This is a genomic window from Achromobacter sp. GQ309, from assembly GCF_059759315.1.
Window position 1 is genome coordinate 82,109 of the sequence record NZ_JCAXDP010000005.1, and the last position, 15,914, is coordinate 98,022.

Here is a 15,914-nt window from a genome sequence, read left to right on the forward strand (position 1 = left end):
AAGCAGGCTGGCGGCCACGAGGGAAACACCCGACAGAATTTGCGTCGACCGGGCAGGCGCCGCCCTCGAGCCGGCTCGCGCGGATGCCACGGGAAAAGAGGGGGTACGTTTTTTTCGGTGTTTCAGCTTCAAGGCAAGCTCCCGCCTGGGGCGACTTCGGTTGGAATGTGCGGCAACCGTTGGAGCTATGGACTATCCGCGCGACCGGTGCCAGGGTATGAGGCTAGACAGGCGGCCTTTTGCTGGGGCGTACTATCTCACCCCGCACATTACTGGCGATGCCGCGGTCTCAAAGGCCGCAATAATGCCGAGATTCAGGCCTTTTTCCGGTTGATACTTCGGGCGCGCCGGCTTGGGCGCCGGTTGCGCCCGCATGTTCAGACCTGGCCGCGGTGAAACCGGGTTGCCAGCGCCTGGCCCACGTCGTGCATGACCCGCTTCCAATCGCCCGGCGCGGGCTGGCGAAACAATTGCAGCGACGGATACCAGGGGGAGTCAGACCGCTGCAACAGCCAGCGCCAGTCGGGCAGGAAAGGCAGCAGCACCCAGGCGGGCCGATTCAATGCGCCGGCCAGATGCACGGGCGAGGAGTCGACCGAGACGAGCAGATCGGCCAGCGCCAGGACCGCGGCGGTGTCCTCAAAGTCGGCGATCTCGGCATCCAGCGGCACGATGTTCATGCCGGCCGGGGCCGTGGCGGCCTGGGCCGCGGCAGGGCCTTTCTGGATGGCCAGGTACGTGATGCCGGGCACGGCCAGGGGCGCCATGTCTGCCAGGGCAAGAGACCGGTTGGCGTCGTTCGAATGCGTGGGTCTGCCTGCCCAGGCCAGCGCCACCCATGGCCGTGGCAAGCCGGCCAGCCGCTTGCGCCATTTCTCGACGCGGGCCGCATCGGCCGACAGGTAGCCGACCTGGCCCGGCAGGTCGGCCATGCGCAGGCCGATCGCCATGGGCAGGGACATCAGTTCGCAGTGCTGGTCGAACGGCGGGGGGATCTGTCCGCGCGGGAAGGCGTCCGGGCCGACGAGGCGCCGGGCGAAGGACAGCAGGTCGGGATGGACTTCCAGCACGACACGCGCGCCGCTGCGGGTCCGGGCCGCGTCGATCAGGCGCATGAATTGCAGCGTGTCGCCGTACCCCTGCTCGTCATGAATGAGCAGCGTCTGACCCGCGATGCGGCTGCCGTCCCAGCGCGGCCGCTGCACCTTGCGGTCCATCGCCGCGGTATGGGAAAGGCTGTAGCGCCAACGGTATTCCGGCCAGCCGCGCTCGAAATCCCCTTGCAGCAAGCGCGTTTCGGCCAGGTCGAATCGGGCGGACAGGTTGCCGGGCATGGCTTTGGCGAGCATGGTCTGAATGTCAGCGGCTTCCTGGACGCGCCCTTGAAATTTCACTGCCAGACCGAGAAGGCGCCAAAGTGCGGCGGGCGCGCCGCGCGGGTCCATGTTCTCGCGCAGTAGCCGCTCGGCTTCGGCGTTCTGTCGCTCAGTCAGCAGATCGCGGACGTGGCGCGCCAAGTCTTCCAAGTCTTGCGCCAGCGCAGCGCCTGGGGCGGCTGCTGCGGCCGGGTGTGCCCCAACTGGCGCCGCGTCCGTCGACGCCGCCAGCGCTTCGCCTGGTGCTGCCTGCGAGCCGCATGCCGTCCGCAAGCGCGTGCGCAGTTCGAGCGCCTGCGGGTGGCTGGGCGCGAAGGTCAGCAGCGCTTCGGTCCATTGCAGCGCTGTTGCGGGCCGCGACCGCGCCGCTTCGATTTCCGCCAGATTGATGTACGCGTTCGCCAGGCGCGGGTTGCATTCGATGGCGCGCTGCCCGGCGTTTGCCGCGGCGTCGTAATCGCCTAGTTCGCGCAGCACGAAGGCGAGGTTGCTGTGCGCCTCGGCGTAGTCGCCGCGCAATGCGAGCGCCTGGATGTAGCGCTGGCGCGCTTCGTCCAGGCGATTCACGCCCGTGTACGCGTTGCCGAGGTTGTTGAAGGCTTCCGGACTGTGCGGTTGAAGTTTCGCCACCCGCTCAAGACAATCGACGCTGTCGGCGTGGCGCCCGGACTCCTGCAGGATGATGCCCAGGTTGTTCCACGCCATGACCAGCCCGGGTTCTCGTTGCGTGGCATGGCGCGCGGCGGCCTCGCCTTCAGCGAGCAAACCTTGCTGCCGGCAGATTTCGGCCAGGTTGCCGAAGTAGACCGCGGGCGCGGCGTCGGTCTTGCAAGCGTGCCGCAGCAGGTCGAGTGCCAGCGCCGGTTGGCCGTGCGTATGCGCGATCAGGCCCAGCAGATGGGAGGCATCGGCCTGTCCCGGCGACGCGGCCAGAATGCGCCGGCAGAGGATTTCCGCCTGGGCCGCCTGCCCGGCGCTCCAGTGGGCATGGGCCTGTCGCAGGGCTTCAGGCAGGGAAAGCAGCTCGCCTGTCGTCGGCGTGGGCGGTGCGGGCTTGGGGGCCATGGTGAGACCAGCGGCCGCCGCTCAGGGCGGCCTGAAGGGAAACGTGAAGCGCAGATTCTAGTGCCTCAATACTGATACCGCACCGTCAGCATCACGCTGCGCGGCTGGCCGTAGTAGTTTTGCCGCGAGGCGCCGCCAAGCTTTTCGTAATACTTGCGGTCAAACAGATTGTCGACGGTGAGCGTGCCTTCGACGTGGCGGTTGTATCGATAGCCGATCTGGGCCGAGACGAGCGCGTAGCTTCCCTGATCCCAACGCACGTTGCCGCTTTGCAGGTAGTTGCCGCTGTTCCAGCGTACGCCCGTGCCGACGCTGAAGCCTTCCAGCGCCGGCTGGGCGAAGCGGTAGCGGGTCCAGAGGTTGATGGCGTGACGCGGGGTGATCGTGCTGTACGACAGTCCTTCCTGAGCTTGGCTTGCTTCCAGGTATTTGGTCTGCGTGTAGGCGTAGCCAGCCACGATGTCCCAGTTGGGAAGCGGCGATCCGCTGATCTCGGTCTCGAAGCCCTGGCTGCGCACCTTGCCCGCGGCCACCGAATACATCGGGTTGTTCAGGTCGCTCATTGCCCGGTTGCGGTCCACGATCTGGAACAGGGCGGCATGCGCGTTGAGCGCGCCGTCCATGAACGCGCCTTTGACGCCCGTTTCGATCTGGCGTCCCACGCGCGGCGACAGCGTGCTGCCTTGCGCATCGATTTCGGTCTGCGGCTGGAAGATGCTGGTGTAGCTGGCGTAGGCGGAGAGCTGCGGCGTCAGTTCGTACACCACGCCGGCATACGGAGAGGGGCGCGCGTCGATGCGCGTCGTCGCCTGGCTGAAGTCGCCGAAGTACTGGTTGGCGTTGCGTGCGTCGTTCTTCCACCACGACAGGCGGGCGCCCGCGATGACCTTCAGATGATCGGTCGCCTGGATGTTCGCGCGCGTGTACAGGCCGAATTCGCTGGTGCGGCCGTCGTTGCCGTTGACCTGTTCCATCTCGGGCTGTGGCATGTCGATGACCGGGTCATTCACGTTGGTCGGGAAGATCGTGCCGCCGCCGTAGTTGAATTGCTTGCGCGTATAGCTGTAGTCGGCGCCCACGAGCACGCTGTGCTCGCGGCCGAAAGCCTCGAACGGCAGGTTCACGTGCGCATCCGCGCCCGTGGTTTTCCAGTGGTTGCGGTACGACCAGGCGATGAGGTTGGTGTCTCCGGTGACCGGATCGACGGCGCGGTTGGGCCAGGTGGTCACGCGCGTCGGGGTGTCGGTGTCGCGATGAAAGACGCTTGCCTTCATGGAGCCGCCGCCATCCAGCCGGTGTTCCAGATCGGCAAAGACCTCGGTGGTTTCTTCTTCGATGCGGTTCCATTCGGCGCTGAGATTGGTGCCGCGGCGCACGTCGAGCAGCGAGCCGTCGGCGTACGCGGGCAAGCCGAATGCCGGCGTAACGCGGGAGCGTTGGTGCGTGATGCCAGCCGCCAGCGTCGTGGCGGATGTCAGGTCGGCCTCGACGATGCCGTAGAGCGTGGGCCGCTCGGAACTGACGCGGTCGACGAAGGACCCGCGGTCTTCGTAGGCGGCAATGAAGCGGCCGCGGACCTTGCCTTCGCTATCGAACGGCGTGCTCAGATCGGCCACGGCGCGGTAGTAGTCCCAAGACCCGACGCTGGCCTGCGCGCCAAAGGCGAATTCCTGCATGGGGCGCTTGCGCACCAGATTTACGCTGCCGCCGGGCTCGCCGGTCCCTTGGTAGAGCCCGGAGGGGCCGCGCAGCACTTCGATGCGATCGTAGATGGCAAGGTCGAAGCCCGCCGACAGGTTGCCCGCGCCGGCCGGGGCGCGCATGCCGTCCACCTGGATCGAATCGAGCGAGTAGCCGCGAGAGATGAACCCGGAAATATTGCCGCCGCTGGATAGCGTCTCGACGGTCATGCCGGTGACGTTGCGCATCGCGTCCGAGAGGCTGTTCAGGTTTTGGTCGTCGAGCTGCTGGCGCGTGACGACGGACACCGACTGCGGAATTTCCTTGAGCGTCTGCGTGCCCTTGCCGATGGTGACGGCATTGCTGGTGTACGAGCCCGTGCCTTCGCTGGTGGCGCGCTCGGCCGCCCCGGTGACGGTGACGGGCGCCAGTTGCGTGACGCCGCCTTGCGGCACGGCCTGCAGCGCGTAGGTGCCGGCAGCGCTGGGCACGGCACGGTAGCCGGTGCCCGCGAGCAGGCGGTCGAAGCCTTGCTGAACGTTCATCTCGCCAGAGATGCCCGGGCTTTGGCGGCCGGCGAGCCAGGCGGGGTCGTAGACGATCTGCACACCGGCGGCGGCCGCGTAGCGCGCCAGCACGGCGTCGAGCGAGCCCGCGCCGATTGCGACGGTACGCATCTGGGAGGCCGGCGCCGCGCCGGTCTGGGCCGCGGACTGTGCGCCCGCGGTGGCGCTTGCCATGGCCGTGCACCAGAGCGCCGTCCAGATCATTGCCTTGCGGGATCCTCTGCCCCGCGCTGCGCGTACACGTGCCATCACTCTTTCATCCTTTCATCGTCAAGCAAGAAGCGCCCGCATCCCCTTGATGCGGTCTTACTTCCTACTCCGCACGACAACGAAAAAGTGATCACCTCGACGCAAAATATTTTTCCCGGCGCTGGCTCAAGCGCCGGCCGGACCGACCGATAGCCAGTAGCGGGTGACGCGTTGCACGGCGATCGGCAGGCGTTCGGCCAAGGCCTGCAGTGCCGCATCGGTATCGCGCAGCGACAGTGCGCCGGAGACCCGCAAGTCCGCGACCTCTGGCGCGCAACGCAGAAAACCCGGGCGATGGCGCGCCAGCTCGGCCACCACGTCGGCCAGCCGCTGGTCGCGCACGACCAGCATGCCTTGCTCCCAGAGCGCTGCGCTGTCGTCCACGGGGGCCAGCGCGCCGGGCTGACCCAGCGTGAAGCTGCCACGTTGGCCGGCGTCGATGCGCAGGGGCGTGCCATTGGCGGGGCGCGCCACCACGGCATGCTCGAACACCATGACCTCGGTGCGGTCGTCGATCAGACGCACCGAGAAGCGCGTGCCCAGCGCCTGCACCTCGCCCTGCGGGGTCTGCACCACGAAGGGCCGGTAGGCGGCCTGCGATTCCTGGCCGGTGGTCACCAGCACCTCGCCGGCCACCAGCACCAGACGGCGTTCGCCCGCGCCGTAGCGCAGGTCGACGGCGCTGCCGCTGTTCAACACCAGCCGCGTGCCGTCGTCGAGCTGACGTGTCAGTTGTTCGCCCGCGGCGGTGCGCAGGTCGGCGCGCCAGGAGGGTGCCTCGCGCCAGGCCATCCAGCCGGCCGGCGCCAGTACACCCAGCCCCAGCGCCGCGCGCAGTACGGCACGGCGGCCCTGACGCTTGCGGGTCTCGCGCAGCACGCGATGGCCGATGTGGGCGGGCAGGCCTTCGAACGCGCCCAGCACCTGCTCGGCGCGGACCCAAGCCTGCGCGTGGGCCTCGCCCTGCGCCAGCCAACGTTCAAATGTCCGTTGCGTGGCCGCGTCGGCGGGCTCGTAGCGCAGCCGGATCACCCAGTCGGCCGCTTCCTCCAGCAACAGGTCGCCCGGCGCGCTCATGCGGCGGCCGTCATGCACGCCATCAAGGCCTTGCGCAGATGGCGCCGCACGGTGATCACGGGTTTGCCAGTTTGTTGGGAGATTTCCTGCAGCGTCAGTCCGTCCAGTTGCGCCAGCAGGAACATCTCGCGCGTGGCAGCGGGCAGGCGCTGCAGCATGGCGTCGATCGCCACCAGCGTCTGCACGATCATGAGGCCCGTTTCCGGAGATGGCACCTGCGGCTCGGGCAGGTGCGCGATGGCGTCCAGATAGGCCTGCTGCACCGCGCGGCGGCGCCAATGGTCGATCAGCAGGCCCTTGGCAATATGCGTGATCAGCGCGCGCGGCTCCTCGCGCAGCACCGGCGGCCGGCGCGCGGCCATCAGCCGCACGAACGTGTCCTGCGCCAGATCGGCCGCGTCGCCGCTGTCGCCCAGCTTGCGATGCAGCCAGCCTTGCAGCCAGCCATGGTGATGGCGATAAAGCTGCTCGACTGCGGGGAGGGAAAGAGAGTCGGTAGATTGCAAGATGCCCAGCAGTCTACCGAATGCGAATAAGAAATACTATTAATTGGGTGGCGGAAAGCGCGGGAGCGCGGCGTGTGCGCAACAGACGCAGCCGGCCTCGGGCCACACAGCGGCAAGGCGGACGGTGGCAAGCCGCCCGCCTTGTCGTGGCTCGCCTAGAACGCGATCCGGATGCCCGCCGTCGCAGAAAGCGCGTAGCTGCCGGCGAAATCGGTGTCGGCGGCCACTTCGCCGTAGAAGTTGTAGCGCTCGTCGTGCCGGTGGTTCACGCCAAGACCGATGCCGGTCCAGGTGCGCCGCATGCGGCTGTCCACCGGCACGTCCGCCACGTGCATGCGGCTGCCGTCCAGGAATTCGTGCTTGACGTTGACGATGCCGTAATAGTTCGCCTGCTGCTGCCGCCCGCGGGCGTCCTGCCAGGATTGCTTGTAGTCCAGCGCCAGGCCGACACGTCCCTGCAGGCTGCTGGTCCGGTTGTTGTCGATGCGTGCGCCGAACGTGTCGTCGAAGCTGCCGAAGCGGGCCGTCACGTAGCTCAACTGGGCCTGAGGAACCAACGCGAAGCCGTCATCCAGCGCGAAAGCCTTGCCTCCTTCCACACTGAAGACATACGCCTGCGCCTTCTGGCCGTCTTCCAGCTTTCCCGCGAGGCGCGAGCGCAAGTCGCTGTCGAACAGGTTTGCCTGCGCCTGGGCGTCCACGTACGCGCCGTCCTTGCCGTACCACGTCAGTGTCGTGGCCAAGCCATAGGACGTGGTGCCGATGCTGCCGTTGCCGAAAGATGAGGAGGCGCGGGTGTTGGCCGAGCCGTAGTGCATCGCCAGCCCGGCGACCAGGCGCGAGTCGGCTTGTCCGGCATAGAGGTCGCGGTCGATGCCGAACTGGGCTTTCCAGCCGTCGATGTTCAGCCGCTCGAGCGTTGTGGAGGCGGAAGGCTTGAACTGGCCGCCCGAGCCTTCCAGCCGCACCCAGGCGCCGTCGCGGCGCGAGTCGGCTGGGTCGTACTGGCGGTTGCCGACGCGCTGGCGCAGCGTGGAAGGCTGGCTCAAAAGCAGCAGCGTGTTGGCATAGGCCTCGTAGACCGGGATGCCGGGCTGATAGAGCAGGGGACCGTCAGGGCCTGCCGAACCGCCGCCGGGAGGCGCCGTGGGCACGCCTGGGTTTGGCTCACCGGGCAATGGCGTGCCCGGTGCTGGATCGGTGCCCGGTCCGGGGACCGTCACGTCCTTGAGCGAGGACCGCAAGTACCAGTTGCCGTCCGACGATTCCTTCTGCAGGACGTAGCCGTAGGCCCCGGCGACGATGGCCGGCTGGCCGCCGATGACGTAGTCGGGATTGGACAGTTGAAACTGCCCCGCCGACAGTCCGTTCACCTGCACGACCTGGATGCCGCGCTGCGTGGCGGCGCCCGAGCCGCCGGCGTTGGTGATCTGGACCGGCGTGGCGCCGGACGTTGCACCAGTGATCACCAGCTTGTCGGTGGGCGAGTTGTCGTCGCCGAGACGGGTTCGGATTCTCAGGTCTCCGCCGGAGGCGGCGTAGTCGCCGGCTATCGTCAGCGTGCCGAAGCCCGTGCGCGGACCCGGCGCGATCGTGCCGCGATTGACGGTGGCGCCGACGCGGCCGGTGCCGGTCAGCCGCGCGCCCGCGTCGACCTGCACCGGACCGCCCAGCGCGCCGTCAACCTGCAGCGTCCCGGCCTGCACCTGCGTGATGCCCGAGAACCCGGTGCTGTCGGCGGTGAGCGTCAGGATGCCCGCGCCCAGCTTGTTGAGGCTGGACGTGCCGGAAAAGGCCGAATTGACGCCGACGTCATACGTGTTGGTGTCGAACCAGGCGCCTTCGCTGCCCACGGCCTGCGTGTCGAAGCCCGCCAGAAAATCGGAGGTGTTGCGCAGGGAACGCAGGATGCCGCCATCGAGATTCAGGGTGGCGCCGCCGTCGCCCTTGTTGACCGAGCCCGTTTCGAGGATGCCGCGGCCGGTGGCATCGCCCTGCAGGTTCAGGGTGCCGGTGGCGCTGTTGTCAACGGCGATCCATGTGGCGCTGTCGGCTCGCACCAGACCGCCCTTGCTGATCGTGAGCGTACCGGTCCCGCTGTTGCCTACGTCCACGCGATCGGTCACCTTGATCGTCGCGGTATTGGCGGTTGCGCTGGACACGGTGACGGTGCCCGTGCTGCCGGCCCGGTATCCGATGAAAAGCGTGGCCGAGGCGCCCGGAGCGCTCGACCCCTCGGTGCTGACCGATGCGCCATCGCTGACGGTGAGCTCGCCCGTGCCTTCGAAGCCGACGTAGATGTTGTTGAAGGGATCCCACACGGAATCGCGTCCGGTCACGAGGACGGAGCCGTTTCCGCCGCTGTACTCGCCGATGAGCGCTTGGCCGCTATGGACGGCCGCCCCATTCTGGACGATCAACGTACCTAGGCCGGCAGAGCCCACGCGGAAAGCGTTGGGGGTGGCAAGTGTCCAGCTCGAGCCCGCGTCCGACACGGTTACCCTGCCCAGGCTGCCACCGTCCGAGCCGATGACAGCCCAGTCGCCGGAGGCGACGCCGCCGTTCAGGACCGTCATGATGCCGGTACTGCCCAGCTGCGTGCCGATGTTTGTTCCGCCTGCGGTGATCCAGGTGGATGCGTTTCCGGCGCCGTCCTCGCCGGAGACGCTGATCGTACCCAACCCACTCAGGGCATTGCCGATGTAGGCCCAGTCATTGACTACCCTACCGCCGTTATCGATATTCAGGACGCCCAAGGACGACTCGCCGACGACCAGGTCGCCGCCGACGAGCCAGGTGGGAGATTGCACGGGCGAGGGCAAAACGTCGCCCGTGCCCGAGACGGACTGCGCGCGCGCGGTCGCCACGCAACTCAACGTGCAAAACAGGCCGGCTAGCGCGCGGGCATAGGGTGAAAAACGGAAGTCTCCTTTTGCCATGCCATGCCTCCACTTTGTATCGGGATCGGTTATCTATCGCCTCTACGGGCGATTACGGCAACTTGCGGCGTGATCTTAAGAAGTGAGGGTGTTCGGGCGTCACCGGATTCGGGCGGCCTGACGCGCATCAGTCCATCTTCAACCCCGCAGTTTTGGCGACCGTTGCCCATTTCTGAATCTCGCCGGTAATGAACGCGGTGAAATCCTGGGGGCTGCGCAAGGTGACGGCGTTGCCGGTGGCCTTCAGCGGCTTGACCACTTCCGGGTCGGTCAATGCGGCCCCGGTGGCCTGCGCCAGCCGGTCGCGTATGGCATCCGGCAGGCCAGCAGGCGCGGACAGCCCCGTCCACGACACGGCGTCGAAATCCGGAAAGCCGGATTCGGCGACCGTCGGCAGATCCGGAAAGAGCAGGCTTCTTGGGGCGCCGGTCGAGGCCAGCACGCGCAGCTTGCCCGCGCGGACATGCGGCTCCAGGGTGTCAGCGACCATGACCAGGATGGGGACCTGCCCGCCGATGACATCGGTCACCGCCTGCGAGGCGCCCTTGTAGGGGATGTGCTGCACCTTCAGGTCGGCCCGTTGTTTCAGGAGTTCGAAGGCGAGGTTGCCGGAAGAGCCGGCGCCCGGGCTGGCGTAGTTGTATTTGTCCGGCGATTGGCGAAGCAGGCTAACCAGTTCCGCGAGCGTCTTGGCCGGAAACTCGGGGTTCACGGCAATGACGTTCGGACTGGAGGTGACGCTGCTGAGGTGGGTGAAGTCCTTGAGGGGGTCGTACGGCATGGACGCGTACAGGGCAGCGTTGGCCGCGTGGGTACCCACGCCGGACATCAATAAGGTATAGCCGTCCGGCTTGGCGCGTGCGACAAATGCCGAACCGATATTGCCGCTGGCGCCCGCGCGGTTTTCCACGATGACCGATTGGCCGAGCTGCGTGGACAGCGCGCGAGCCAGGATCCGCCCCGTGACGTCGGTGGTGCCGCCAGGTGGAAATGGCACGATCAGCGTGATCGGCTGGCTGGGCCAGGCGTCAGCGGCATGTACGGGGGGCGCGAACGCGGCTGGCAGGGCCAGCGCCGCAAGCATTGCGGAAAAGCGGCGGCGCGACAGCCGTGCGCGGTTGCCATTGAGGTTGTGCATGTTGTCTCCTGTTCTGGTTTTGATTGGGGGCGTGCAGGCGGCGCGTCAGGGTTCGATGCGCCAGTGCCGCACCGTCCAAGGTTCGAACTGGTCTGGCGTGAAGTCCATGCCGAGGCCAGGACCGTCGGGTAGCGCCGCACATCCGTTGGACTGAATCGCCGGGCCGGCCAGCGCGATGAGCGGATTGCCGGTCACGTCGTACTCCACGAACGGATAGCTGGCCCACGCGCCGCCGCGCGACGGCATCTGTGTCGCCGCGATCTGCAGCGAGGCCAGAAAGTTGATGGCGGTGCCGAAGGCATGCGGCATGACGGCGATGTCCCGGCTTTCCGCCAGGGCCGCGACCTTGCGATAGCCCGTGAAGCCGCCGCATACGCCTAGGTCCGGTTGCAGCACGCCGACGGCGCCGGCGCGCAGGAAGGCGTCGAAGCCGGCCAGGCTGCCGATGGCTTCACCGCCGGCGATGGCGCAGGCGGTTGCCTGGGCGGTGGCGGCGTAGCCGTCCAGGTTCTCCGGCGCGACGGGCTCTTCGATCCACAGCGGGCGCGCCGGTTCAATCAGCGCAGCGGCCAGACGCGCCGCCGCCGTGCCGTAGCCCTGGTTCATGTCGAGCATGAAGTCAGCGTCGGGGCCGATCAGCGCGCGCACGTGCTGCGCCATGACGGCATCCGCCTGCGGAGAGACACCCGCGCGCGGCTTGACCGCCTTGAATCCCTGGCTGAGCAGCGATTCGATCTCACGGGGATAGTTGCCATAGGGGTCATCGCCCTCGGCAATGAATGGCCCGCTGGCGTAGCACGGCAGTTCACGCCTCACCGCGCCGCCCAGCATCTGCGCGATGCTCACGCCGTGTGCGCGGGCCGCGATGTCATGCAATGCCATGTCCAACGCGGAGATGGCCATCATGGCCGGCCCGCGCTTGTCATAGCCGATGCGCGGCACCAGGTCGGCGTAGATCGCGCCGTGATCGAGCGCAGACCGGCCGCACACCAGCGGGCCAAGCTGCTGCTGGATCAAGGCCGCCGCGGCCCATGGCGAGGAGAAGACTTCCCCCCATCCCCGAAGCCCGTTGTCGGTGCGGATTTCCAGCGCCAGAAACTCGCGTTTGCGCATGAACGTGCGCGCGTTGCCGAGCGGCACCCGGGGTGTATAAGCCAGGTGGTAGCCGTTGATCTGAGTGACTTTCAAAATGGATGCCGAGCTGATTGGGATCGGTCCAGTTTGGAGCTCGAGTAGCATACGGTCAAATACATAGCCAATGCTGTTTCATATGAAATCCCTTATACGTCCGCGCGAGATGGAGCTGGTGGCCGCGATCTGCCGCACGGGTTCGGTGACCCAGGCCGCAGAGGCGTGCAGCCTCACGCAGCCGGGCGCCAGCGCCATGCTCAAAGAGCTGGAAGTCCGGTTGGGGGCGACGTTGTTTTCGCGGCGCCACCGACGGCTGGAGCTGACGGCGGCGGGGCAAGCCTTGCTGCCGGAGATCACGCATGCGCTGGCGGCGCTGGATGCCGTCGACAAGCTTGCGCAAAGCCTGGGGAACCGCCGGCGCGAACAACTGATCATCGGCACGGTGTCCGCCACGGGCGCCAGCGTGCTGCCTGCAGTGCTTAAACAGCTGCAGGACGCGGATCCGCTACTGTCTGTGGTGCTGCGCGTGGGAACGGCCGCTGAAGTCGTCGAGATGGCCATTGCGCAGCGCATTGACCTTGGCGTCATCCTCGGGGCGGGGGCGCATCAGCACGCCAACTTTGAAAAGATCGCGGATCTGGGCCTGGTTTGCGTCGTGCGTCCGGACCACGCGTGGGCGTCGCTGCCGGAGGTCACCGTGGATATGCTGGCGTCGGAGCGGTTCATCGGTCACAGCCGCCACCTTCCGGTCGGCGCGCTGACGGCGCAGGTGCTGGAGGAGGCTGGCCTGTCCTGCCGCCCCGCGATTGAAGTGATGCAGTTCTCCGCGGCGTGCGCGCTGACGGATGCAGGGTGCGGTCCTGCGGTGCTGGAGAGCGTGACGGGGGAATATGCCCGCCGTTTGGGTTTGGTCCCGGTTCCCCTGAATGCAGGAAGAACGCTTTCGCTCAGCCTGGTATGGCCGCAGGGAAAAGGCATGAGCGGCGGCGCGCGCTTCGTGAAGCAGGCGCTGTCGCAAGCGCTGGTGGCATAAGTCCTAAACGCAATCTCAAGGAGACGTACGTGCTGGGTTCTGAATTGATCATTCGCTCGCTTCGCCGACGGGGCGTCACCACCATCTTCAGCCTGTCCGGCAATCAGATCATGCCGCTCTACGACGCGTGCATCGACGCCGGCATCCGCATCGTTCATGTGCGGCACGAAGCGGCCGCCGTCTTCATGGCCGATGCGTGGTCGCAGATCACCGGCGAGCTCGGCGTGGCGATGGTCACGGCGGCGCCGGGCCTGACCAATGGCCTCGCGCCGCTGTACTCGGCCTCGCAGGCGGAGAGCCCGGTGCTGCTTATCTCAGGCGATTCGTCGGTGTCGGAGGACGGCTCGGGTGCGTTCCAGGAGCTGGACCAGGTCGCCATCACGCGGCCGTTGACCAAGTTGTCGGTGCGTCCGCAGTCCGCGGCAGAACTGTGCCCCGCGCTTGAAGATGCCATCACGCAGGCGCTTGCACCGCGTCTAGGTCCCGTCCACGTGGCGCTCCCGTTTGATCTGCTGACGGCCGAATCGGGCTTCGCTGATCTGCCGCAGGCGCCGGCAGATCAGCCGGCTGTCGCGCTGGATGCGGCGTATGTGGATCAACTGGCTGAACTGCTAAATGCCGCACGCCGCCCGCTGGTATTGGCGGGGCCGACGAGCGCGCGATCGCATGGTCGTTCCGCCCGCGCGGCTGCGCAAGCCACGCTTGGCCTGCGCATCATTCCGATGGAAAGCCCCCGCGGGCTGAAGGATCCTTCGCTGGGCGCGTTGGCCGGCATCATGCCAAGCGCGGATCTGATCGTGCTGGCGGGAAAGTGCCTGGACTTCACGCTGGGATTCGGCGGCACGGGCGCGCTTGGCGCCAACGCACGCGTCGCGGTGATCGACCCGGATCCCGCGATGCTGGAACGCGCGAGCCGTCTTCTTGGCGAGCGTCTGGTGCTGGCGTTCCAAGCTGACCCGGTTGCGGCGCTAGCCGCGATACGGGCGGCGCAAGCTTCGGCCGAACGTCTGGCGTGGCAAAAACAGGTGGATGACGCGCTGCGCAGCCGGACGATCAAGGCGCCGTCCGCGCCTGTCGAGGGAGCGGTGGGCCCGCGCGCGCTGTGCGAGACCGTGCAGGCATTCCTGGCGTCCGCGCCTGATCCGATCCTGATCTGCGACGGCGGCGAGTTCGGCCAGTGGGCGCAGGCGTTCTGCCAGGCGCCGGTACGCATCATCAACGGCATGTCCGGCGCGATCGGGGCAGGCGTCTGCTACGCGATCGCCGCGAAGATCGCACGGCCCGAAGCCACGGTGGTCGTCATGATGGGCGACGGCACCGCCGGGTTTCATTTGATGGAGCTGGATACGGCGGTGCGCGAAGGCGCGGCGGTCATTGCAGTGATCGGCAACGACCTGCGTTGGAACGCCGAACATCTGATCCAGATGCGCACCTATGGTCCGCAGCGGCTGATCGGCTGCGAGCTTTCACCGACGGCGCGGTATCACGACGTCGCGTCTGCGCTGGGCGGCGCGGGGTTTGCAGCCCACGACGTGGACGGTCTGGCCAACGCGCTGAAAGGAGCCGCCGACAGCGGTCTGCCAGCTTGCATCAATGTATCGCTGGCTGGCGAGGCCGCGCCGGTTTTCAACGCTGGATTGATGGCGTCGACAAGCGGACATTGAGCGGGGAGCTGGTCAGTGTCCGCGAAAATCGCGCGCTCTGGGTGGCTGGCGGATCAGCACATTGCCAGCGAAGGCGGGCGCTATGCCGACGCCCGCCGCGGCAGCCACCGCCAGAACACCCCCGCCGCCACCAACCCCAACGTTCCCACGCCAAACGACGCGCCGCCCAGCGACAACAACGCCGTCAGCGCCGACAACGCCACCGGTCCGCCGCTTGCACCCAGATCGGCCATGAACCGCCAGATGCCCAGAAACTGCGTGCGCGCGCCGGGCGGCGCGGCATCCGCGCCCAGCGTCATCACGATGCCGGACCCGATGCCGTTGCCGAAGCCCAGCAGCAGCGACACCAGGATGAAGCTCGTCACGCCGCTGGTCAGCGGGATCGCCATCAGGCTCAAGCCCATCAGCAGCGTGCACGGCAACGCCACCCACAAGCGGCCGCGCTGGTCCATGACCTTGCCGGCGGGATAGAACACCGACATGTCGACGGCCGCGACCAGGCCGTAGACAAGCGACGTGGTCGTGGCGTCCAGCCCAAGATGGTCTGCCCACAGCGGTATCACCACCTGGCGCGACGCGCGCAGCGCGCTGATCAGCATCACGCCTATGCCCAGCGTGGCGTACACGCCGCGATGGTCGCGCGCGACTTCGCCGATGCGCGCGCGCGGCGCGCCGGCGGCCTTGGCGTGCGAGGGTTCGATGTCGGGCGCCTTGATGGCGATGAAGCCCGCGCCGAGCATGGCGCAGACGGCGATCCAGTACGCGCCGTCCAGCCCCATGAAGTGAATCAGCGCTGCGCCCGCGAAGGGGCCGATGAAGGTGCCAATGCGGGTTGTGCCGCCCAACGTGGACAGGGCGCGCGCACGGTACGTCATCGGCACGACCTCGATCATGTAGCTTTGGCGCGCCAGCTGGAACACCGATTGCGCGCAGCCCTGCATCAGCATGGCCAGCGCCAGCACCCAGAGATGCGGCAGGCCGATCACCAGCAGCAGACCAGTTACGCTCAACAGCGCGGCGCCGGCCATGGCGCGCTTTTCGCCGAAGCGTTCAGTGATCAGCGCGGACGGTATGTTGGAGAGCAGCGAGCCGACGCCGATGAGCGCGGCGATGAGACCGGCGGCCGCAAACGACGCGCCTTGTTCCCGCGCGGTGAGCGCGATCACGGGAAGAATGGCGCCGTTGCTGATGCCGTAAAGCAGCGACGGGCCGAACGCCGGCACGGCGATCTGCTTCAGATTGAATGATTCGGGATGCGACATGAGGGGAGGGCGTGAGCACGGCCGCTTGCCGTCCGCCTCGCGTTTGCGCGTGGGCCGGCCCGGCGGTCATCGATGCGGAATTCCGTGAGTGTAGCGAAAGCGCTCGGCGGCCGGCTGTCAGCAGCCTGACAGCGCATTCGCGATTGTGCCGCGATCCCGCGCAAGGGGAAGCGAAGGGTCGGCGTGCGCGCGATCTCCGGGTTTCTCCCTATTTGCATACGTATGCAA

Annotated in this window: 10 protein-coding genes; 2 read left to right on the forward strand and 8 right to left on the reverse strand. The window is 67.3% G+C overall.

Annotated features, from left to right (window positions below; genetic code table 11):
- Window positions 1-377 precede the first annotated feature (377 nt).
- The 7 genes from AC6CIE_RS16655 to AC6CIE_RS16685 form a co-directional block, all read right to left on the reverse strand.
- Complete coding sequence (locus tag AC6CIE_RS16655) at window positions 378-2,441, reverse strand: tetratricopeptide repeat protein (protein WP_498092947.1); 2,064 nt, start codon at window positions 2,439-2,441, stop codon at window positions 378-380.
- A 65-nt stretch (window positions 2,442-2,506) separates the two neighbouring features.
- A complete protein-coding gene (locus AC6CIE_RS16660; RefSeq protein ID WP_498092949.1) occupies window positions 2,507-4,861 on the reverse strand; it encodes a TonB-dependent siderophore receptor in 2,355 nt (784 codons plus the stop codon).
- A gap of 201 nt (window positions 4,862-5,062) precedes the next feature.
- Complete coding sequence (locus tag AC6CIE_RS16665) at window positions 5,063-6,013, reverse strand: FecR domain-containing protein (RefSeq protein ID WP_498092951.1); 951 nt, start codon at window positions 6,011-6,013, stop codon at window positions 5,063-5,065.
- Window positions 6,010-6,519 carry a sigma-70 family RNA polymerase sigma factor gene (locus AC6CIE_RS16670; protein ID WP_498092953.1) on the reverse strand — a complete coding sequence of 170 codons (510 nt, stop codon included), beginning with the start codon at window positions 6,517-6,519 and terminating at the stop codon, window positions 6,010-6,012. Before AC6CIE_RS16670 ends, AC6CIE_RS16665 begins: the two co-directional genes overlap by 4 nt.
- Before the next feature lie 155 nt (window positions 6,520-6,674).
- A complete protein-coding gene (locus tag AC6CIE_RS16675) occupies window positions 6,675-9,458 on the reverse strand; it encodes an autotransporter family protein (protein ID WP_498092955.1) in 2,784 nt (927 codons plus the stop codon).
- Between the two features lie 127 nt (window positions 9,459-9,585).
- The gene (locus tag AC6CIE_RS16680) at window positions 9,586-10,596 is read right to left on the reverse strand and encodes a Bug family tripartite tricarboxylate transporter substrate binding protein (RefSeq protein WP_498092957.1); all 1,011 of its coding nucleotides are present in this window, start codon (window positions 10,594-10,596) and stop codon (window positions 9,586-9,588) included.
- 45 nt (window positions 10,597-10,641) lie between these two features.
- Window positions 10,642-11,784, reverse strand: a complete 1,143-nt coding sequence (locus AC6CIE_RS16685; protein WP_367353099.1) for a mandelate racemase/muconate lactonizing enzyme family protein — start codon at window positions 11,782-11,784, stop codon at window positions 10,642-10,644.
- Between the two features lie 82 nt (window positions 11,785-11,866).
- Here AC6CIE_RS16685 and AC6CIE_RS16690 point away from each other — a divergent pair, with 82 nt between their 5' ends.
- A complete protein-coding gene (locus AC6CIE_RS16690; RefSeq protein ID WP_367353098.1) occupies window positions 11,867-12,760 on the forward strand; it encodes a LysR family transcriptional regulator in 894 nt (297 codons plus the stop codon).
- 29 nt (window positions 12,761-12,789) lie between these two features.
- Window positions 12,790-14,424 carry a thiamine pyrophosphate-binding protein gene (locus AC6CIE_RS16695; protein WP_498092960.1) on the forward strand — a complete coding sequence of 545 codons (1,635 nt, stop codon included), beginning with the start codon at window positions 12,790-12,792 and terminating at the stop codon, window positions 14,422-14,424.
- An 80-nt stretch (window positions 14,425-14,504) separates the two neighbouring features.
- On the opposite strand, the gene AC6CIE_RS16700 is transcribed toward AC6CIE_RS16695, so the two are convergent.
- Window positions 14,505-15,686, reverse strand: a complete 1,182-nt coding sequence (locus AC6CIE_RS16700; RefSeq protein WP_498092962.1) for an MFS transporter — start codon at window positions 15,684-15,686, stop codon at window positions 14,505-14,507.
- Between the last annotated feature and the right edge of the window lie 228 nt (window positions 15,687-15,914).

What these genes read in the sequence shown, in the direction of transcription:
- AC6CIE_RS16665 (WP_498092951.1), bottom strand. Translation starts at nt 6,013, where the DNA reads ATGAGCGCGCCGGGCGACCTGTTGCTGGAGGAAGCGGCCGACTGGGTG.
- AC6CIE_RS16655 (WP_498092947.1), bottom strand. Translation starts at nt 2,441, where the DNA reads ATGGCCCCCAAGCCCGCACCGCCCACGCCGACGACAGGCGAGCTGCTT.
- AC6CIE_RS16690 (WP_367353098.1), top strand. Translation starts at nt 11,867, where the DNA reads ATGAAATCCCTTATACGTCCGCGCGAGATGGAGCTGGTGGCCGCGATC.
- AC6CIE_RS16700 (WP_498092962.1), bottom strand. Translation starts at nt 15,686, where the DNA reads ATGTCGCATCCCGAATCATTCAATCTGAAGCAGATCGCCGTGCCGGCG.
- AC6CIE_RS16675 (WP_498092955.1), bottom strand. Translation starts at nt 9,458, where the DNA reads ATGGCAAAAGGAGACTTCCGTTTTTCACCCTATGCCCGCGCGCTAGCC.
- AC6CIE_RS16680 (WP_498092957.1), bottom strand. Translation starts at nt 10,596, where the DNA reads ATGCACAACCTCAATGGCAACCGCGCACGGCTGTCGCGCCGCCGCTTT.
- AC6CIE_RS16660 (WP_498092949.1), bottom strand. Translation starts at nt 4,861, where the DNA reads ATGGCAAGCGCCACCGCGGGCGCACAGTCCGCGGCCCAGACCGGCGCG.